Consider the following 16,322-nt stretch of genomic DNA (forward strand, 5'->3'; position numbering starts at 1 on the left):
CCGACGCGCGGCGCTGAAAGGGTAACAGAGCAGCACAGCCATCTCCCTACGATAAACATATTCATCAAGGAAAGGAATGTCCGTGAATGTTCAGCTCACTCCCCCTGTTGCACACCACGACGGCTCCCCGCTCTACGTCAGTGAGCAACGGCCTGAGCTTGGCGACGCCGTTCGTGTGCGTTTCCGTGCCGCGAACGACCTCGGTGTGAGCGCGGCCTTCGTTCGTCTGGTGCGCGATGGCGAACCCGTCTACGTTCAGGCATCACTCATTGACACCTCAGGGTCTGAGTCCTGGTGGGAAGCAACATTCGAACTGACAAATCGTTCGATGAAATATCGATTTGCACTGCAGTGCGCCGATGGCGTGCTCTGGCTTAATGCGATGGGTCTGCATCACTGGGAGCCAGCCGACACACATGATTTCCGCCTCACCACATCACATACACCCGAATGGGCCAAGGACGCAGTGTTCTACCAGATTTTTCCGGATCGATTCGCACGGTCTCAGGCCCATCCGATGACTGAAACGCCAACATGGGCGGTGCCATCTGAATGGGGTGATCCCTTGCAGGCAAATACGAAAAACGGAGTGTTCCAGCTTTATCGAGGAACACTGTGGGGCATCATCGATCATCTCGATTACCTCAGTGAGCTTGGGATCAACGCTCTTTACCTGACACCATTCTTTCCTGCGCGATCAAATCATCGCTATGATGCCTCAAGCTTCGACCATGTTGATCCGCTTCTCGGTGGCGACGATGCTCTGCGTGCTCTCATCGCTGCAGCTCATGAGCGCTCAATTCGTGTGATCGGTGACTTGACGTTGAATCATTCGGGCGTGACCCACCCGTGGTTCGAAACTGCTCAGGCAGACCCACATTCGATTGAAGCAGACTTCTACTACATCGACTCAGAAAACCGCGGCCGCTATGTCGCCTTTGCAGACGTTCCGTCCCTGCCAAAGTTCGATCACGGCGCCACGGAGCTTCGCCGTCGTCTCTATGATGGCCCTAACTCGGTAGTCGCGTATTACATCCGTGAATTTGGCCTGGATGGCTGGCGGATAGACGTTGCGCAATCTGCCGGCCGGTACCGCGGCGATGATTACAACGCCATGATCGCCCACAAAACTCGTGCAACAATTGCGGCAGAGCGATCAGATGGGATTCTCATCGCGGAACACCAATTCGATGCCACCGACGATCTTCACGGTGATGCGTGGGATTCCACCATGAGCTACGCTTCTTTCACCAAACCGATATGGGCATGGCTCGCTTCTGGGCTCGACCGTGACCAGTGGGGAGCTCCACTTCCGGCACCTCGCTTCGGGGGCACTGAGCTTGCGGCGACAGTGAGCCAATACGCCGCGCTCATTCCATGGCAAAACACCCTGGCAGCAATGAATCTTCTTGATTCCCATGACTGCGCACGATTCCGCACAATTGCTCCCACGAACCAAGAACTCGGTGTAGCGCTTTTGTTCACCTTGCCCGGAATGCCCACGATTTTCTCTGGCGACGAAGTCGGAGTCGAAGGCGGAGGTCTTGAAGCCTCGCGCGTCCCCTTCCCGTGGAATAACGAGGAATGGGATCATGCTTTGCACACTCTCTACCAGAGACTTATCTCGCTACGTCATGAGCACCCTGCTCTTCGCGAGGGCGGTCTTCGTTGGCTCTACACCGACGTTGATACCGTGATTTTTGAGCGCGCTCACCCCGATGAGACGCTGATCATCGCAGTATCACGAGCCGAGCATGAACCGATTATCTCTGCGTTCAACGGCCAGTCATTGCTCGGTGGCGAAATGCTTCGTAGCGGCGCACCGATTCCTGCGGTGGGATACGGCTTCGACATCTGGTCAGTGTCGTCACAGTTGGACTAACGCTCTTTTTCGCGCTCCTTGCGTTCCTTGCGCTCTTCGAGTCGTTCCTCGATCTTTTCGAGTTTCTCGACGAGGGCGTCGCGACGTTCTGCCCATACCTCGCGGCGCTCTTCGCGCTTCGCTTCTTTGGCAGCTTCTTTCAGAGCACCCTGACGCATCCCGTCTCCACGGATTCGCAGATAATCTTGGTGCCGATCAAGGTGATCGAGGACGTCGTGGATGAGGCCCTCAGTCGTGTAACCCATAACGTCATAATCTTGGGCCTGCTCGTCGGTATGGACTTCGAGGCGAGTGTAATAGTCGTCTTCCGTTGCCACGTGGACACCGTAGATCGGCTTGGGGACAGCGACGGCGAGGATACGGTAAACGAAATCGTCAGACTCAGTATGGACTGTGAACTTTAAACGGTCATAGACGTGGCGGTCTTCAGGCAAATCTGCGATGTCGTCCTCATCCCCCCGCTCGACGACGGCACCCCCAGGGATCTCTGCGGCAAGTTTCTCAAGAGCCGGTTGAGCGACATCGTTCATGAATCTCACGGCCTGCCACGGAGTGATCTCACCAAATCGCCATGCGACTCGTTCACGCCAGGTAAGAGTTGACGGGCCACCAGTAGGAACATTACGAGCAGAACGCTCACGCGACTTTTCAGAAATTGAATCCTCACGAAGAGCTTTCACCATCGAAATCATGACTCCCAGCATGACAAAAGCGAACGGTAAGCCCATGACGATTGTGGCGCTTTGCAGGGCAGGGATGCCTCCCACAGCTAGCACACCAATCGTTAATGCCCCAGTCAGGAACGCCCACAAAAGTTTAACGGAGGTGCGTCCATCTGTTTCCGCGTCGGGAAGACGGGACGAAAGATTCGCCATTACCAGGGCGCCGGAGTCGGCGGAGGTGACGTAGAAGAGGAAAGCGACGCAGGTCGCGAGGGCCACGACGATGAATGGCAGCGGGTAGTCCTGCAAGAGCGTGTAGAAGCCGAACTCGGGGCTGCTCACCGTCGCTTCTCCCCAGGCGCGTCCGGCGTCGGAAGCGCGAACTTTTTCGAGCGCTGCGTTACCGAAGATCGATACCCACATCACCACATAGATAAGTGGAAGAAGAAGGCAGCCAAAGACGAATTCTCGAATCGTGCGTCCACGCGAAATGCGCGCGAGGAACATTCCGACAAAGCTGGCCCATGCGATCCACCAGGCCCAGAAGAACAACGTCCAGGTGGCCATCCAGGCAGAGCCAGCGCTGAAGGCGAAAGTCTCAAGTGCCATCGAACTGAAACCGGAGACCAGATCTCCGACGTTCATCACCATTGCGTTCAGTAAGAAGGAAGTGTCGCCGGTGAAGAGGACCCATGCCGCGAGTGCGAGCGCACCGAAGACATTGAGTTGAGAGAGCACTCGGATGCCTTTTGCCACACCTGACCATGCGGAAATCGCAGCGAGAAAGACGGCGATCGCAGCGAGGACGATCTGCGGTGCCAGGTGTACCTCGATACCGAAAAGAATCTGCAGGCCGACGTTGATCTGGACGACTCCGATACCCAAGGTAGTGGCAACACCGAAGATTGTGCCCAGGATAGCTGCTGCATCAACGAGGTCCCCTGCCAGCCCGTGTACACGCTTACCCAGGAGAGGATAGAGCGCTGATCGAACTGCCAGTGGTTTGCCTCGCCGGTAGGCAAAGTAACCGAGGGCGATCCCCATGAGGGCATACATCGCCCATCCGGTGAGTCCATAATGGAAGAGCGTCCACACAGTGGCTTCGCGCGCGGCTTCAATCGTTTCAGCATCGCCGTGTGGCGGGGCAAGGTATTGCGTGACTGGTTCAGCCACCGAGAAGAACATGAGGTCGGTGCCAATTCCTGCAGCGAACAGCATGGCTGCCCACGTGGGCAAAGAGAATTGTGGCTTGGAGTTTTGCGGGCCAAGTTTCATCATGCCGTAGCGTGAGAATGCCAGCCAGAACACAAACACCACAATGATGCCGGCCAATGCCACATAGAACCAACCAAACCATGTGGCAATCCACGTGGTGGCGGTGCCGAGAGCTTCCCCCGCACCGGTGGGAGCGATAATTGTCCACGTGGTGATCACCGCAATAACCAGTGCCGACGCAACCAATACGGGAGTGTTCAGCGGGGCTGGAGTGCGCCGTGGCTTAGTGCGAAAACCTGTTTTATCTGCAACTGGCATGTATGCCGACTCCTTCTGTTTTTCTTACGCGGCCTCCAGCATATCCGGTCTGAGCGGTCTTGCTCAGCAAGATGAGTGGACGGTAGTAGAAGGAGCCGGCATGATGTCGCTGATTGAGATGTCTCTTACGCAGACTGGGCGTTGTCGTGAGGGTGCGTCAGCTCGTCGGCGAGTAAATCGGGAGTCGCAGACAGTTGCCCACGCGAAACCAACGCATACGAGGCGAAAAGCACCACCATGTAGGGAATGCCGGCGTACCAAGCCACAGGCATCAGCCAGAAAAGAGCGATGAAAATGGCAACTGACGCCGCAATCACGAGGGCATTGACGACCGGCGCACCCCACAGCCGGTGCTTGGGCAACCATGCATCGGCAGCTTTGCGTGCGCTACGGAACTTCATATGTGTCACCATCGTCAGCACCCACGTGATGAGGATCCCGACTGTCGCTACCCCTGAGAGGTAGAGAAAGGCGCGATCTGGCGATATCAGCGCGAGGATCGCCGCAATCCCCATGCCCAGTGCCGCGCTGAGCACTGCATAGCGTGGTGAACCATTGGCGCTTGTGCGGGCGAGCATGGACGGGGCTTCGCCGTCGATGGCAAGCGAATGCAACATTCGCGAAGATGAGTAAAGCAAGCCGTTTGCGGCGGAAAGTGCAGCGACAATCAAGACGGCATTCATGATGTGCGCACCTGAGCTAACGCCAGTGAGGGCGAGAGCAGTGACAAACGGCGACTCTTCCAGCGCGCCCGAACCTGCAGCAGTTTCGTTCCACGGTTGAAGTGTGAGAACCACGCCGACTGCGAGGAGGTAGAAAACAATGAGCCGGTAAATCATGTTGCCTGCCGCACGCGGGATGTCGTGGCGTGGGTCGGCCGATTCTGCTGCAGTGACCGAGACGTTCTCTACTCCCCCAAATGAGAAGACAGCGATGCAGGTAGCCGCAAGAATACCCGTCATTCCATAGGGAGCAAAGCCACCATGGGCAGTGAGGTGGTGCAACCCGCTTGCCTGGTGTCCAGGAACCATCCCGAGGATCAGCGCGAGCGTCAGGAGAATGAAGGAAATGATCGCCACAACTTTGATCATCGAGAACCAGTATTCAGAACTCCCATACAAGTGTACCGATGAAATATTCAAAGCGACGATGAAGAGCGCGCAACCCAACGTCCCTGCCCAGAGCGGCACCGACGGAAACCACCAGCGAATATAGGTAGCAGTAGCCGTCACTTCTGCACCCATAGCCACAGCAAATGTGACAGTGAAGTTCCAGCGTGCCACGTAACCTGCCAAACGGCCGACGTAAGAAGACGACACCGCACCATAACCTCCAGCGACGGGGTGAACAGTCACCATTTCGGCAAGAGCCCAGACCACTGCGAGTGCAAGAAGTCCTGCAAACGTATAGGAGATGATGGTAGAGGGGCCAGCAAACGCGATCACGGAACCCGAGCCAAGAAACAGGCCCGTACCGAGTGCTCCCGACAGGCCAATCATTGATACTTGGGAGGACGTCAGTCCACGCTTGAGCGACGTTCCAGACATCATTTTATCTTTTCTTCTCGGTTTAAACGGCACAATGATATAAATCATGATTGTATGCACCGCGTAAGCGGCGCGCATATCAAAGGATGCCGTTTACCCCATTCAACTTTTTGGAGGACAGTTCATTCGTACTGTCAACTACCCACGCATGTCACCATGGATTCTTCAACTATTAGGGTTGAGGAGAGTCACCGTGAATATCTGCGATACGTGAATTTTCACCAAGCGCCTCAATACCTCCTCCAATATGGAGGTCTCTGACAATACCCTTTTCTGTCACCTCGTATGTGGTGACGTCTGCACCACGTGTGCGAAGGGCACCGCCAATATTGATATGGTCAATTTCTCCGCCATCCTTCACAGACAAAGCAATCGCTTTGAGTGTCATCTGAACACCCTTGACCAACGACATTCCTTCTGAACCGGTTGTCTCCACGTTACCCTTCACGGTAAGGCTCCCCATAGGTTTGCTTACCTGGATACCAATCGAGCCGTTACCGTGCGTTACGATGGAATCGAAAATCGCCTCATCAAGAGTCCCGTCATAGAGATTAAATGCCCGGGCACCAACGCCTGTGGTCACAATGGGTGCCTCGATCTCAAGGCGATGGATATCTCCAAAATTCACAAAGCCGATACCCGATGGGCCGGTAGACATGATGTTGGCTTTCGCTCTCCAGTGATTCACTTGGCCCCAGTTATCAAGAACCATGTCGTTCTGTCCGCGTGTTGTCACATCACCGACGTTTTCAACTGTATCAACCTCCGCCGCTGACACCACAAAAACGCCTCCGCTGATTTTATCAGGAGTGCCAGGGGCAATTCCGCCATCGGTATGGATAAGCCCAGTTCGGATGAGATCAGCAGTGAATAGACCACCCGCTGGTTTACCGTCACGATCACCGTACCCAGCAACAAATACACCAGACCCGCGTACTGGCGTATTTGGCATACCGACGGAGATTCCATCCAGGGTTGCAGTAAAAGTTGATTCCTTATGTGGTTGGCGATTCCACAGAGTCAGTCCTCCTTGGAGTACGTCCACGCCATATCCGTGCGGCTGCTCAACGCGCCCACGCACATCCGCTTCAGCGACATGCACATTGGAAGCCTCAACCCGGACAGACATCAACTCGTCTTGAGCGACGAGGTAAATTTGGCCGACGGTGGTGACGTTATTGAGTGCCAAAGTACCGGCGTCAACAAGATCTGTCGCATTGTAAATAGCGACTTCGTGAACGCTAGTCGTGACTGTAATATCGGACAGGGTGTTGTTTTTAGTCAGGCGAATACCTTTAGCTAAAAACTCTAACTTCCCGCCAGATAACGAAACCCCTTCAGGCAAGGTGATCGAAGGTATGCCTGAGATGGTTCCCTGGATTGAGATATCAGTTTTTCCCGAAGCGAGGGCTTCGGTTAGCTCTTGAGCATTTGTGACAGTCGTATACATGGCTGTGACCATACCACGGGTAACCGATCAATGTAAGGGGTGCCCCGATGCAGCATTCAACCAGGCGATCAGTCAAGCATGGAAAACGTGATTCGCTTTCCTTGCAATGAAGTAAAGCTCCAAGCAGAAGAACAAAAAATTGTACACTGACGTGATGAATGAACCGTTGACTGTCCACGATATCCAGGCTTTAGACGCCGCAAAGCTCTATTACTCTGGTCTAACGCAAGCTGAAGTAGCGACAAAACTCCATGTTGCACGGCCGACAGTGTCAAAGCTTCTTACCCATGCCAAGCGCCGCGGCTTCGTGAAGATCGTTGTGATGGATCCTCGCGATCACGATGAATCTCTGGTTAATACCCTTGTCACTCGTTACCAACTTCTCGATGTCGTACTCGTGTCACCAGCAGATCCTTCTCCAGCTGCTCTACGAGCAGCGCTTGGTGCAACCGGCGCAAAGCTCCTTACCCGCCTCGTGCGCGACGGCGACGTCATCGGCGTCGTCCCCTCGCGAACACTCAGTGCTGTGGCTGATCATTTGTCACCGATGGCTCGAAAGAATATCAAAATCGTGCAGATGTCCAACGGGTTGTCTGATCCGCCCCACCGCGCTGGACTCACGACGTTAGAGCGAATCGCGGGCGCGTTCGATGCTGAGTGTATGCGTTTCGGCTTCCCAACTTTTCTGGAGTCTGTGGATGGGCTCAACCAGTTAATGTCCGATCCTCGCGTGCGTCGGGTTATCCATGCAGCATCGCAAGCCCGCATCGTCGTCTATACCACTGGCGATCTGTCAACGAATCGCTCACTCCTGGAAAACACGGAGATGTCCGACGCTGAGCGAAACGCAATCTTCGACCGTGCAGTGGGAGATATCTGCACACGTTTTGTTGACGGACGAGGACGTATCTGCTCGCCGGACTTCAATAATCGAACTCTGGGAATCTCCCTGCCCGATCTTCGGGCAAAGGAACAAAAGATCCTCGTCGCTGGTGGACGATCGAAGGCGGACATCATCCGGGCAGCACTAGAAAATGGATACGTGAACCGTTTAGTCATCGATTCAGCAACCGCCGCATTGGTGGTTCAACCGATGTCGTGAGCACTGTGTGGCACAAATGTGCCAGGTGAGCACCTTAGCTCCTCCTTGGCGACACCTCCCCTCTCTTAATGCAAATACCCCCGAAAAGCGCTGCTAACACAGCTTTTCATCCAAGACACCCTAATAATTCACTACTCTTCCGCTGCAGCGGTATACCCGGTAACTTGAGTGTCACACCACGAACGACGGAGTTTCATGGTGCGTTAGCTCGTCATCACGCGAAGATGCGTCCAGCGAGTCCGCTTCACTGAAAGAATGAGGTGTACCAACGTGAGTGCTCATATTGAACCCGGCGTCAAAAATACGTCGTGGGGGTTAATTAAAGATCCAGCCCGCCAGCTTCCCGACGGCTACCTTGATCGCACGCCAATTTTCCAATACATTCTGCTTTCGATCTGCTTCCCCATGTGGGGCGCGGCAGCCTCGATGAATGACATTTTGATCACCCAGTTCAAATCGGTTTTTGACCTATCAGATTTCGCTTCGGCGTTCGTCCAGTCGGCATTCTACGGTGGGTACTTCGTGTTGGCGATCCCTGCCTCACGCGTCATCCGCAAGTGGAGCTACAAGAGCGGCATTCTGATGGGCTTATGTTTCTACATCATCGGCTGCACACTCTTCTTCCCAGCTTCGCGAGTAGCAACGTATTCCGTGTTCTTAGTGGCGCTCTTTGCTATCGCAACCGGCCTATCATTCCTTGAGACGTCGTGCAACACTTACTCCACAATGGCCGGCCCGCGTCGTCTGGCAACCTTGCGCCTGAATATTTCTCAGACCTTCTACCCGCTGGGCTCAATCTTCGGCGTGCTGCTTGGAAAATGGCTCGTCTTCACCGACGGCGAAGCGCTCCATAAGCAGATTCAGGGCTTAAGCGGCGACGAACGCACGGCATTCATTTCCGAAGCGCTTGGGCGAACACTTGGACCGTACCGTTTCATTATTCTCGTCCTTGCGATCTTGCTCATCCTCGTCGCTATCACCCAATTCCCGCATTGCAAGCCTGTGCGCGGCACTCACAAACTCAAGGCAAGCATCGGCGAAACCCTGTCCTACCTGGCTCATAACGCACGTTTCCGCGAGGGAATTTTTACTCAGTTTCTTTACGTCGGTATGCAGACTGCGGTGTGGTCATTCACGATTCGACTCGCTCTTAATCTCGATTCGTCTCTCAATGAGCGCACCGCCTCCAACTTCATGATCTGGGCATTCGTCGCCTTCTTCCTTGGCAAGGTATGTGCCAATATCCTCATGACGCGATTCAACGAAGATCTTGTGCTCATCGGATACTCGATCGCCGGCGTCGCCGCCCTCGCTGCAGTGATCACGATTCCGTCGATTGCTGCCGTCTGGTTCGCAATTCTCACCTCCGGACTCTTTGGCCCGTGCTGGGCAACGATCTACGCCCGCACCCTCGACGCCATTGAGGACAAGCGTCACACCGAAACCGGTGGCGCAGTGATCGTGATGTCCATCATCGGCGGCGCAGTGATTCCCGTCATCCAAGGCCTCGTTTCAGACAAGACCGGGTCCATGCAGGTCGCTTTCATCGTGTCTCTCATCTGCTTTGCGGCCGTTCTGGTGTACTTCCTGCGCCAGTACAAAGTCAGCCGCACTGCATCCCCCTCAGCCAAGTAAGGAAAAGAAAATGCTCACTATTCATCTCGACAAAGCGCAATTTCATACACACGAAACTCTTCTTGCTGAAACTGGCGAAATCCGCGTCAGCACAAAGAAGTATCGCAAAGGCATCGAATCGTTGACAATCGCGAACTCTCGCGGCCATGTCGAAGTTCTGCCGTTCATGGGGCAGATCATCTGGGATGCAGAGTTTGATGGACGCTCCTTACGCATGAAAAACATGTTCACCGAGCCGGGGCCGGCACACGAAATCGTGGAAACCTACGGTTGCTTCGCTTTCCACTCAGGTCTTCTTGCAGCCGGCGTTCCTTCCCCTGAGGATACGCATATGCTTCACGGCGAGTTCGCGACCGCTCCTATGGATCAAGCGTGGTTAGAGATTGAGGGCGATCGAGTGCGTATCGTCTCCGACTATGAGTATACGATGGGCTTCGGACATCACTACCGCGCACGGCCCTGCGTCACCGTCGAAGCCGGATCCCCACAATTCCATATTGGCATGGAAGTCACCAATCTTTCCGAATATGCTCCTATGCCGCTGCAGTACATGTGTCATATGAACTACGCATTCGTTCCCGACGGGGTTATGAGCGAATCGCTTCCTGATGGCGCTTTCCAGCTACGACGGACAATTCCTGCGCACGTGACGCCGACCGAGCGGTGGACTGAGATCAACGAGGCAATCCTGGCCGGAAAAATTGATTCACATGACCTGTCAGCCGCAACCGAATTCGACCCAGAAATTGTGTATCTTGCTGACGATCTCACCCAGTACGGTCCGGTTGCCACGTTCGAGCTCACCAGTCCCGATGGCGTCACGTTCACGACGCGCTTCTCGACACAAGAGTTCTCTACAGCCACTCGTTGGGTTCTCTACAACCCAGATCAGCAAGTCGCAGCTTTTGTGCTGCCAGGAACTTCACGTCCGGAAGGATTCCTTGCAGCACAAAAAGCAGGAACGCTGATCATGCTTGAGGCCGGCGCAACACGTACGTTTGATGTCATAACAGGAATCAAGGAGGACTGAGATGGATATCGCGGTTATCGGATCGAATATGGTGGATCTCATTTCCTATATCCACCGTATGCCGAAAGAAGGCGAAACAATCGAAGCGCCAGATTTCAAGCTCGGCTGCGGAGGAAAAGGTGCAAACCAAGCCGTTGCTGCCGCACGGATCGGCTCCGATGTTCTGATGGTGACTCGCGTCGGCAATGACATGTTTGCTGACAACACGATTGCAAATTTTGAGGCAAATGGTATCGATACGCGCTACGTCTTGCGTACCGAGGCAACCTCAGGTGTAGCGCCGATCTTCGTTGATCCTGAATCACATAATTCGATCATCATCGTCAAGGGTGCCAATGCACAGCTCTCCCCTGCCGATATCGATGCTGCTGGAAACGATATTGCCAAGTGCAAGCTCATCGTCCTTCAGCTCGAAGTGCCACTGGAAACGGTGTACTACGCAATCGAGTTCGGAAAGCAGCACAACATCCCTGTGTTGCTTAACCCTGCGCCTGCCGCACCTGACCTCGTGTTGGAAAAAGTCAAGGATGCCACTTATTTCATGCCCAACGAATCAGAGCTGTCACTTCTGACGGGGATGCCAGTGGAGACTCTTGATGATATTCGTAACGCTGCATCTGCGCTTCTCGACGCGGGGATGAAGAACGTCATCGTAACCCTTGGGTCTCGCGGTGCCATCTGGATCAGTAAATCAGGTGAAGTCATGATTGAAGGCGAAACCGTTGATGCACGCGACACAACAGGTGCAGGAGACGCATTTATCGGGTGCTTCTCACATCATTTGGTTGCTACTGGAGATGTGGAAGCATCGATGAGGATGGCAAACAAATACGCCGCTAATTCCGTCACCAAATTAGGAACACAAACCTCATATGCGACTGCAGAGGAATTTGATGCCGTGAAGTAAGGGAACGGTTTCGTAGTGCGGGGTGTGGTGGCTGACCACACCCCGCACTACGATCTCGAAAGGGCACGCATCGCGAAGACCACCAAATATGCACATTTTTTATAAAAATTTGATAGACATCTGACAAATTTATTGCAATAATTTTGCTCGCTGGAAATTACGTCTGCTGGCAATGGAGCCTGCGATTTCACAGCAAATAGGAGAAAACACCCCCTATGAAAAATCGGACATTTTCAAAGGTCGCCTTTACCGCTTTAGCGGCAGGCACACTCGTGATCGGAAATTTTGTTGTGGCGCCTACTCATTCTGCTTTTGCTGATGAGCCGCAATCGCCCACAAACGCGACAGCCAAAACTGTCGCTCAGGCTGAAACTGGATCTGTGGACAAACCGGTAGATGAGACGAACACACGACAGAAATACACGGGAGTTGCCCAACCGTCGGTGAAATTCGGTCTCGGTGGGACAATCACCCCGAACGATCAGAAGATCACCCTCAAAGAACGCGATAAGGACAATAAGGCGTGGTACCGTATTCCGGCACTCACCTCGACCCCAGGGGGAGATCTCATCGCCGCATTCGATGAGCGCCCGCTAAGCAAGGGCGGGAGCGGGGCGAAACTCTCACGCGAAGGATTCAACGGAGAAAATTGGATCAAACTACTCGACAAAGAATGGAAGAACGGAGAGGACTCTCCCAACCCGAACTACATCGTCCAGTATCGTTCCACGGACAACGGCAAGAATTGGACGCGCGAGGGCTACATTTGTGAAGGCGTCGCATCGGGAGATCGTGAAAAGATTTCTGGCTGTTCCGATCCTTCTTACGTTGTCGATTGGGAAACCGGCACCATTTTTAATTTCCATGTCCGATCGTATCTAGCGGGAATCCAATCTTCTCAGAAAGGTAACGCAGCCACTGATCGCAATGTGATCCACGTTGAGGTCTCAGAATCTCACGATGACGGAAAAACGTGGACTCACAAGATCATCACTGATCAGGCCACGCCGGATGCCAACGCACAATGGCGTTTTGCGGCCTCTGGCCAGGGTGTCCAGCTCACCCACCCCAAGCACAAGGGTTGGCTTATCCAACAGTTCACACGTTCTGATTCGCCGGCTGGTTCAGGAACACAGCAGGCATTTTCCCTGATTTCCAAGGACCACGGAAAGACGTGGGAAGCGGGCAAGAGCGTTGGCACGAAGATGGACGAGAACAAAGTCGTTGAGCTGTCCAACGGCGATCTGCTCCTGACCTCACGTAACTCAGGTGGCCCAGGAAAATACGACGGCGTTTCTCACAACCGCGATGCACATCGTTGGCAGGCTCTTTCCACCGACGGCGGATTCACGTGGGGCGAGGTAACCCAGATGCCCGATATCAAGGAAGGCAAGACGAACGGCCAGATCCTTCGCGCTTTCCCGATGGCAAAGGAAGAAGATCCCGCTGCCAAGATTCTCCTCTACGCGAGCTCCGCGGCAATTCGAGATCAAAATTCTCGCGGTGAAAACAACGATCGCTACCGCGCAACCATCTACCTCTCATGCGATAACGGCACTTCGTGGAAGCAACAGAAGATGTTTAACGAAGACACAACGGGATACATCACAATCGCCGTCCAGCCTGACGGCCGCGTCGGAATGCTCACCGAAGACGGTAAAGACGGCTACAAAGATTACGGCATCTACTACCGAAACTTCGATATCGACTATGTCGGGCATTGCGCGGGCGTGAAGGAATACGTCAAAATCAACGCACTCAACGAGAAGGTCTCTTCCCTCGAAAGCAAGTTGGGCGACGCAACCGCCGAAGCGAAGAAGGCGAAGGAGGAGCTCGCCGTCGCACGCAACGAGCTGATGGCCACAACGAAGCTCAAGGACCAGCTCGCCGAGCAAGCGCAGGCAAAGCAGAAAGAAGTGGCCAAGCTCGAAGCGGATAAGACCGCACTCGGCACTGAGATTAAGAAGCTCAAGGCCGCGCAGGACTCACAGGCGACGACGAATAACAAGGCGCGTGAAGAAAACGCACTCAAAGAGACGAAGTCGATGATGATCAACTCCACGGTAAAGAAGAAGTCTGGCACGGATCAGTCCGCTGCATCGCAATCGACTGCTTCAACGGCACCGAACGCGAAGGCGGGAGCAGATTCGGCACCAGCACTCCCACACACTGGCGCGAACACGCTGATGGCTACTGTTTCTAGCGTCCTGCTGGTCCTTGGCGGTCTGGCACTAGCTAAGCGAACAAAGCGCGAGGGATGATCTGACACGCTGAACAACAAAGTGGGCGGGCGAAGCTGCTAAGACGAAACAGCTCCGCCCGCCCACACACTATTGCCCTGTTCAACACTTCACGAAGTGTTATTCACCGTTCGCTGCGGCCGCCCAGATCTTCACCTGTTCGGCGTTCACCGGCGTCACCCACGATTCGCGAACCGCCGAACCAACATGGAACATGCGTACACCGGCTTCTCGAAGGGGCGCAATATGGGCAAGCTTGAGCCCTCCCCCGGCCATTATCAACGGTGCAACACCCTCCATCCTCGCTGCTTGGAGGAGGTTACCCATTCCGCTCTCAACGCCGTCTTCACTTCCCGCTGTCAAGACGGTCGTGACCTCCACGCCTGCCGGCGAGATTTCCGACGAATCCGCGCCCGCACTCACAGATCCAAAATCGAGTACGCGTTGCCATGCGTTCAGATAATCCGCGGCTGAATCAACGGCACGATGAATGGTGATTTCTCGAGATCCTGCCCGCGTTGCGATTTCCTCAATCAAGATCGTATCGAGCTCACCGCCAGCGAGATACCCGAGAACAAGGGCTTCGACTCCGGCGTCAATCAACATGGCGCCTCGATCCGCGAGCGCATCAACATCGCCCGCACTGAAACCACCTTGGTCACGGAGCATTGCGCGGATAGGAAGGTCGCAGTGAGCGCGAAACTCGCGCACCTGTTCAACAGTTGCTGAAAGTCCGCCCTTATCCATCGTTCCCACGAGTTCGACTCGGCCAGCCCCACCGGCCTGCGCCGCCACACCGTCGCGCGCATCTAGCGCGATTACTTCTAGCATCGTTGCTCCTTTGTTCAGCTTTGAACGTGGCTTACCTATTCTACGTCCCTTGCAACGCTGCTTCCCGGCGCGCCGGACTTCAGGTAATTCACGGCTGAGGACTTTCAGAGCTAAACCGGTTTTGCTATCCTTGAAATGGCGGTCACACCCCTCCCTACATGCAAGGAAGCATTATGAAACTCAATGACACTTTGTTGTCCCAGATGGATAACGAATTTGACGCTCTCGTGGAATTCGCAAAGAAGAGCCGCACCGAATACGGCTTCACTACCATGGATGCGAACGGCGACGCCGACGAAGCAGCCGGTCTGCAACTGTGGATCAACTGCCGCATGACTCACATTTTCTGCCTGGCAACTTTGCGCGGTGACGAAACAGCGCGCGAGTACGCGACACACGGCATTTCCTCACTCCTGACGCATTTCCAGGACCACGAAAATGGTGGGTTCTTCAATGCAATTTCGCTTTCTACTGCCCAGCCACTTGGCGACAACGGCGCACGCAAGCTCTCCTATGCTCACGCTTTCGTGCTGCTTGCCGCTTCCTCTGGCCTGCAAGTTGGTATTGACGGCGCACAAGAACTCTACGATCGTGCGCGAGAAATTCATGAAAAGTATCTGTGGGAGCCGCAGTTCGGACTGGTCCGCGAATCCTGGGATCGCGAATTTACCTCTACCGAGGACTACCGTGGGGCAAATGCGAATATGCATACCCTCGAGGCCTCACTAGCGGCCTGGGACGCAACTACTGATCCGCGTTGGCTTGAAAAGGCTGGATCAATCCTGACGTTCGTCTTGGGCGAGGCAGAGAAAATCGGTTGGCGTATCCCTGAGCATTTTGATTCCCAGTGGAATCTCATCAAGGACTTCAACGAAGATCGCCCCGCAGACCCATTCCGCCCGTTTGGTCTCACACCGGGACACGGAATCGAATGGTCACGCCTTGCGCTCCATTTCTGGGCAGCAGTTCGCCACGCTCAGGTTGACCTCGCGCCGGAGCTGAAAGACTTTGTTGATTCCCTTCCGAATCTCGCGTATTCCTTGTTCACTCAGGCACTGGCAGACGGCTGGAATGCCGACGGCGAACCCGGCATCGTCTACACCACGGACTTCGAGGGCGAGCCGATTGTTCACGAGCGAATGCACTGGACGATCTGTGAAGGTATCGGAGCAGCAGCGGCCTTTGCCACTTATGCTGAAGAATCGGGCGATCAAGAACAACTCGACGATATGCGTCAGTGGTTCCACACGTTTATCGATTTTGCGCGCGAATACCTGATCGAAGAACCAGGCAAGTGGATCCACGAACTGGATCGTAACAATCGTCCGTCAGGAGTCACCTGGCCAGGAAAGCCCGACGTGTACCATGCAGCGCAGTGCATGATCATGCCACAGCTTCCTCTGACGCCGACCTTCGCTAAGGCCCTGGCACAGAAGAACTGACATTCACAATTGCCATTGTTCAGGCGTGGGGTGAATTTACCCCACGCCTGAACATATCATC

The 16,322-nt window shown here is 54.5% G+C and carries 11 protein-coding genes; 7 read left to right on the forward strand and 4 right to left on the reverse strand.

Annotation, left to right across the window (positions count from 1 at the left end; all coding sequences use genetic code 11):
* Nucleotides 1–76: 76 nt before the first annotated feature.
* Nucleotides 77–1,882, forward strand: coding sequence for a glycoside hydrolase family 13 protein (locus P7079_RS06080; RefSeq protein ID WP_278012389.1), 1,806 nt, complete (start codon nucleotides 77–79; stop codon nucleotides 1,880–1,882).
* On the opposite strand, the gene betT is transcribed toward P7079_RS06080, so the two are convergent.
* The 3 genes from betT to P7079_RS06095 form a co-directional block, all read right to left on the reverse strand.
* Entirely contained in the window at nucleotides 1,879–4,077 is a 2,199-nt protein-coding gene (gene betT, locus P7079_RS06085) for a choline BCCT transporter BetT (protein WP_278012390.1), read from the reverse strand. The genes P7079_RS06080 and betT overlap by 4 nt on opposite strands.
* Nucleotides 4,078–4,202: 125 nt before the next feature.
* Nucleotides 4,203–5,672, reverse strand: coding sequence for an amino acid permease (locus P7079_RS06090; protein WP_278012391.1), 1,470 nt, complete (start codon nucleotides 5,670–5,672; stop codon nucleotides 4,203–4,205).
* A gap of 124 nt (nucleotides 5,673–5,796) precedes the next feature.
* On the reverse strand, nucleotides 5,797–7,074 hold the full coding sequence (locus P7079_RS06095; RefSeq protein ID WP_278012392.1) for a hypothetical protein: 1,278 nt from the start codon (nucleotides 7,072–7,074) through the stop codon (nucleotides 5,797–5,799).
* 154 nt (nucleotides 7,075–7,228) lie between these two features.
* Between P7079_RS06095 and P7079_RS06100 the strand changes: the two genes are divergently transcribed.
* From P7079_RS06100 to P7079_RS06120, 5 genes are all read left to right on the forward strand, one after another.
* Nucleotides 7,229–8,176 carry a sugar-binding transcriptional regulator gene (locus P7079_RS06100; protein WP_278012393.1) on the forward strand — a complete coding sequence of 316 codons (948 nt, stop codon included), beginning with the start codon at nucleotides 7,229–7,231 and terminating at the stop codon, nucleotides 8,174–8,176.
* A gap of 270 nt (nucleotides 8,177–8,446) precedes the next feature.
* Nucleotides 8,447–9,811 (forward strand): L-fucose:H+ symporter permease, encoded by a 1,365-nt coding sequence (fucP, locus tag P7079_RS06105; protein ID WP_278012394.1) that lies wholly within the window; start codon nucleotides 8,447–8,449, stop codon nucleotides 9,809–9,811.
* A gap of 10 nt (nucleotides 9,812–9,821) precedes the next feature.
* Nucleotides 9,822–10,841 (forward strand): aldose 1-epimerase family protein, encoded by a 1,020-nt coding sequence (locus tag P7079_RS06110; protein ID WP_278012395.1) that lies wholly within the window; start codon nucleotides 9,822–9,824, stop codon nucleotides 10,839–10,841.
* A 1-nt stretch (nucleotide 10,842) separates the two neighbouring features.
* Nucleotides 10,843–11,748: a ribokinase gene (gene rbsK, locus P7079_RS06115; protein ID WP_278012396.1), complete on the forward strand. Its 906-nt coding sequence runs from the start codon at nucleotides 10,843–10,845 to the stop codon at nucleotides 11,746–11,748.
* Nucleotides 11,749–11,963: 215 nt separating this feature from the next.
* A complete protein-coding gene (locus tag P7079_RS06120; RefSeq protein ID WP_278012397.1) occupies nucleotides 11,964–14,009 on the forward strand; it encodes an exo-alpha-sialidase in 2,046 nt (681 codons plus the stop codon).
* Between the two features lie 99 nt (nucleotides 14,010–14,108).
* On the opposite strand, the gene P7079_RS06125 is transcribed toward P7079_RS06120, so the two are convergent.
* On the reverse strand, nucleotides 14,109–14,819 hold the full coding sequence (locus P7079_RS06125; RefSeq protein WP_278012398.1) for a copper homeostasis protein CutC: 711 nt from the start codon (nucleotides 14,817–14,819) through the stop codon (nucleotides 14,109–14,111).
* Nucleotides 14,820–14,992: 173 nt separating this feature from the next.
* Here P7079_RS06125 and P7079_RS06130 point away from each other — a divergent pair, with 173 nt between their 5' ends.
* Nucleotides 14,993–16,261, forward strand: coding sequence for an AGE family epimerase/isomerase (locus P7079_RS06130; protein WP_278012399.1), 1,269 nt, complete (start codon nucleotides 14,993–14,995; stop codon nucleotides 16,259–16,261).
* Nucleotides 16,262–16,322 lie beyond the last annotated feature (61 nt).

Source organism: Arcanobacterium canis (assembly GCF_029625435.1).
Classification (GTDB): domain Bacteria; phylum Actinomycetota; class Actinomycetes; order Actinomycetales; family Actinomycetaceae; genus Arcanobacterium; species Arcanobacterium canis.

Coding starts and splice junctions, on each gene's coding strand:
- P7079_RS06080 (WP_278012389.1), top strand. CDS start 77: ATGTCCGTGAATGTTCAGCTCACTCCCCCTGTTGCACACCACGACGGC.
- betT (WP_278012390.1), bottom strand. CDS start 4,077: ATGCCAGTTGCAGATAAAACAGGTTTTCGCACTAAGCCACGGCGCACT.
- P7079_RS06090 (WP_278012391.1), bottom strand. CDS start 5,672: ATGATTTATATCATTGTGCCGTTTAAACCGAGAAGAAAAGATAAAATG.
- P7079_RS06095 (WP_278012392.1), bottom strand. CDS start 7,074: ATGTATACGACTGTCACAAATGCTCAAGAGCTAACCGAAGCCCTCGCT.
- P7079_RS06100 (WP_278012393.1), top strand. CDS start 7,229: ATGAATGAACCGTTGACTGTCCACGATATCCAGGCTTTAGACGCCGCA.
- P7079_RS06110 (WP_278012395.1), top strand. CDS start 9,822: ATGCTCACTATTCATCTCGACAAAGCGCAATTTCATACACACGAAACT.
- rbsK (WP_278012396.1), top strand. CDS start 10,843: ATGGATATCGCGGTTATCGGATCGAATATGGTGGATCTCATTTCCTAT.
- P7079_RS06120 (WP_278012397.1), top strand. CDS start 11,964: ATGAAAAATCGGACATTTTCAAAGGTCGCCTTTACCGCTTTAGCGGCA.
- P7079_RS06125 (WP_278012398.1), bottom strand. CDS start 14,819: ATGCTAGAAGTAATCGCGCTAGATGCGCGCGACGGTGTGGCGGCGCAG.
- P7079_RS06130 (WP_278012399.1), top strand. CDS start 14,993: ATGAAACTCAATGACACTTTGTTGTCCCAGATGGATAACGAATTTGAC.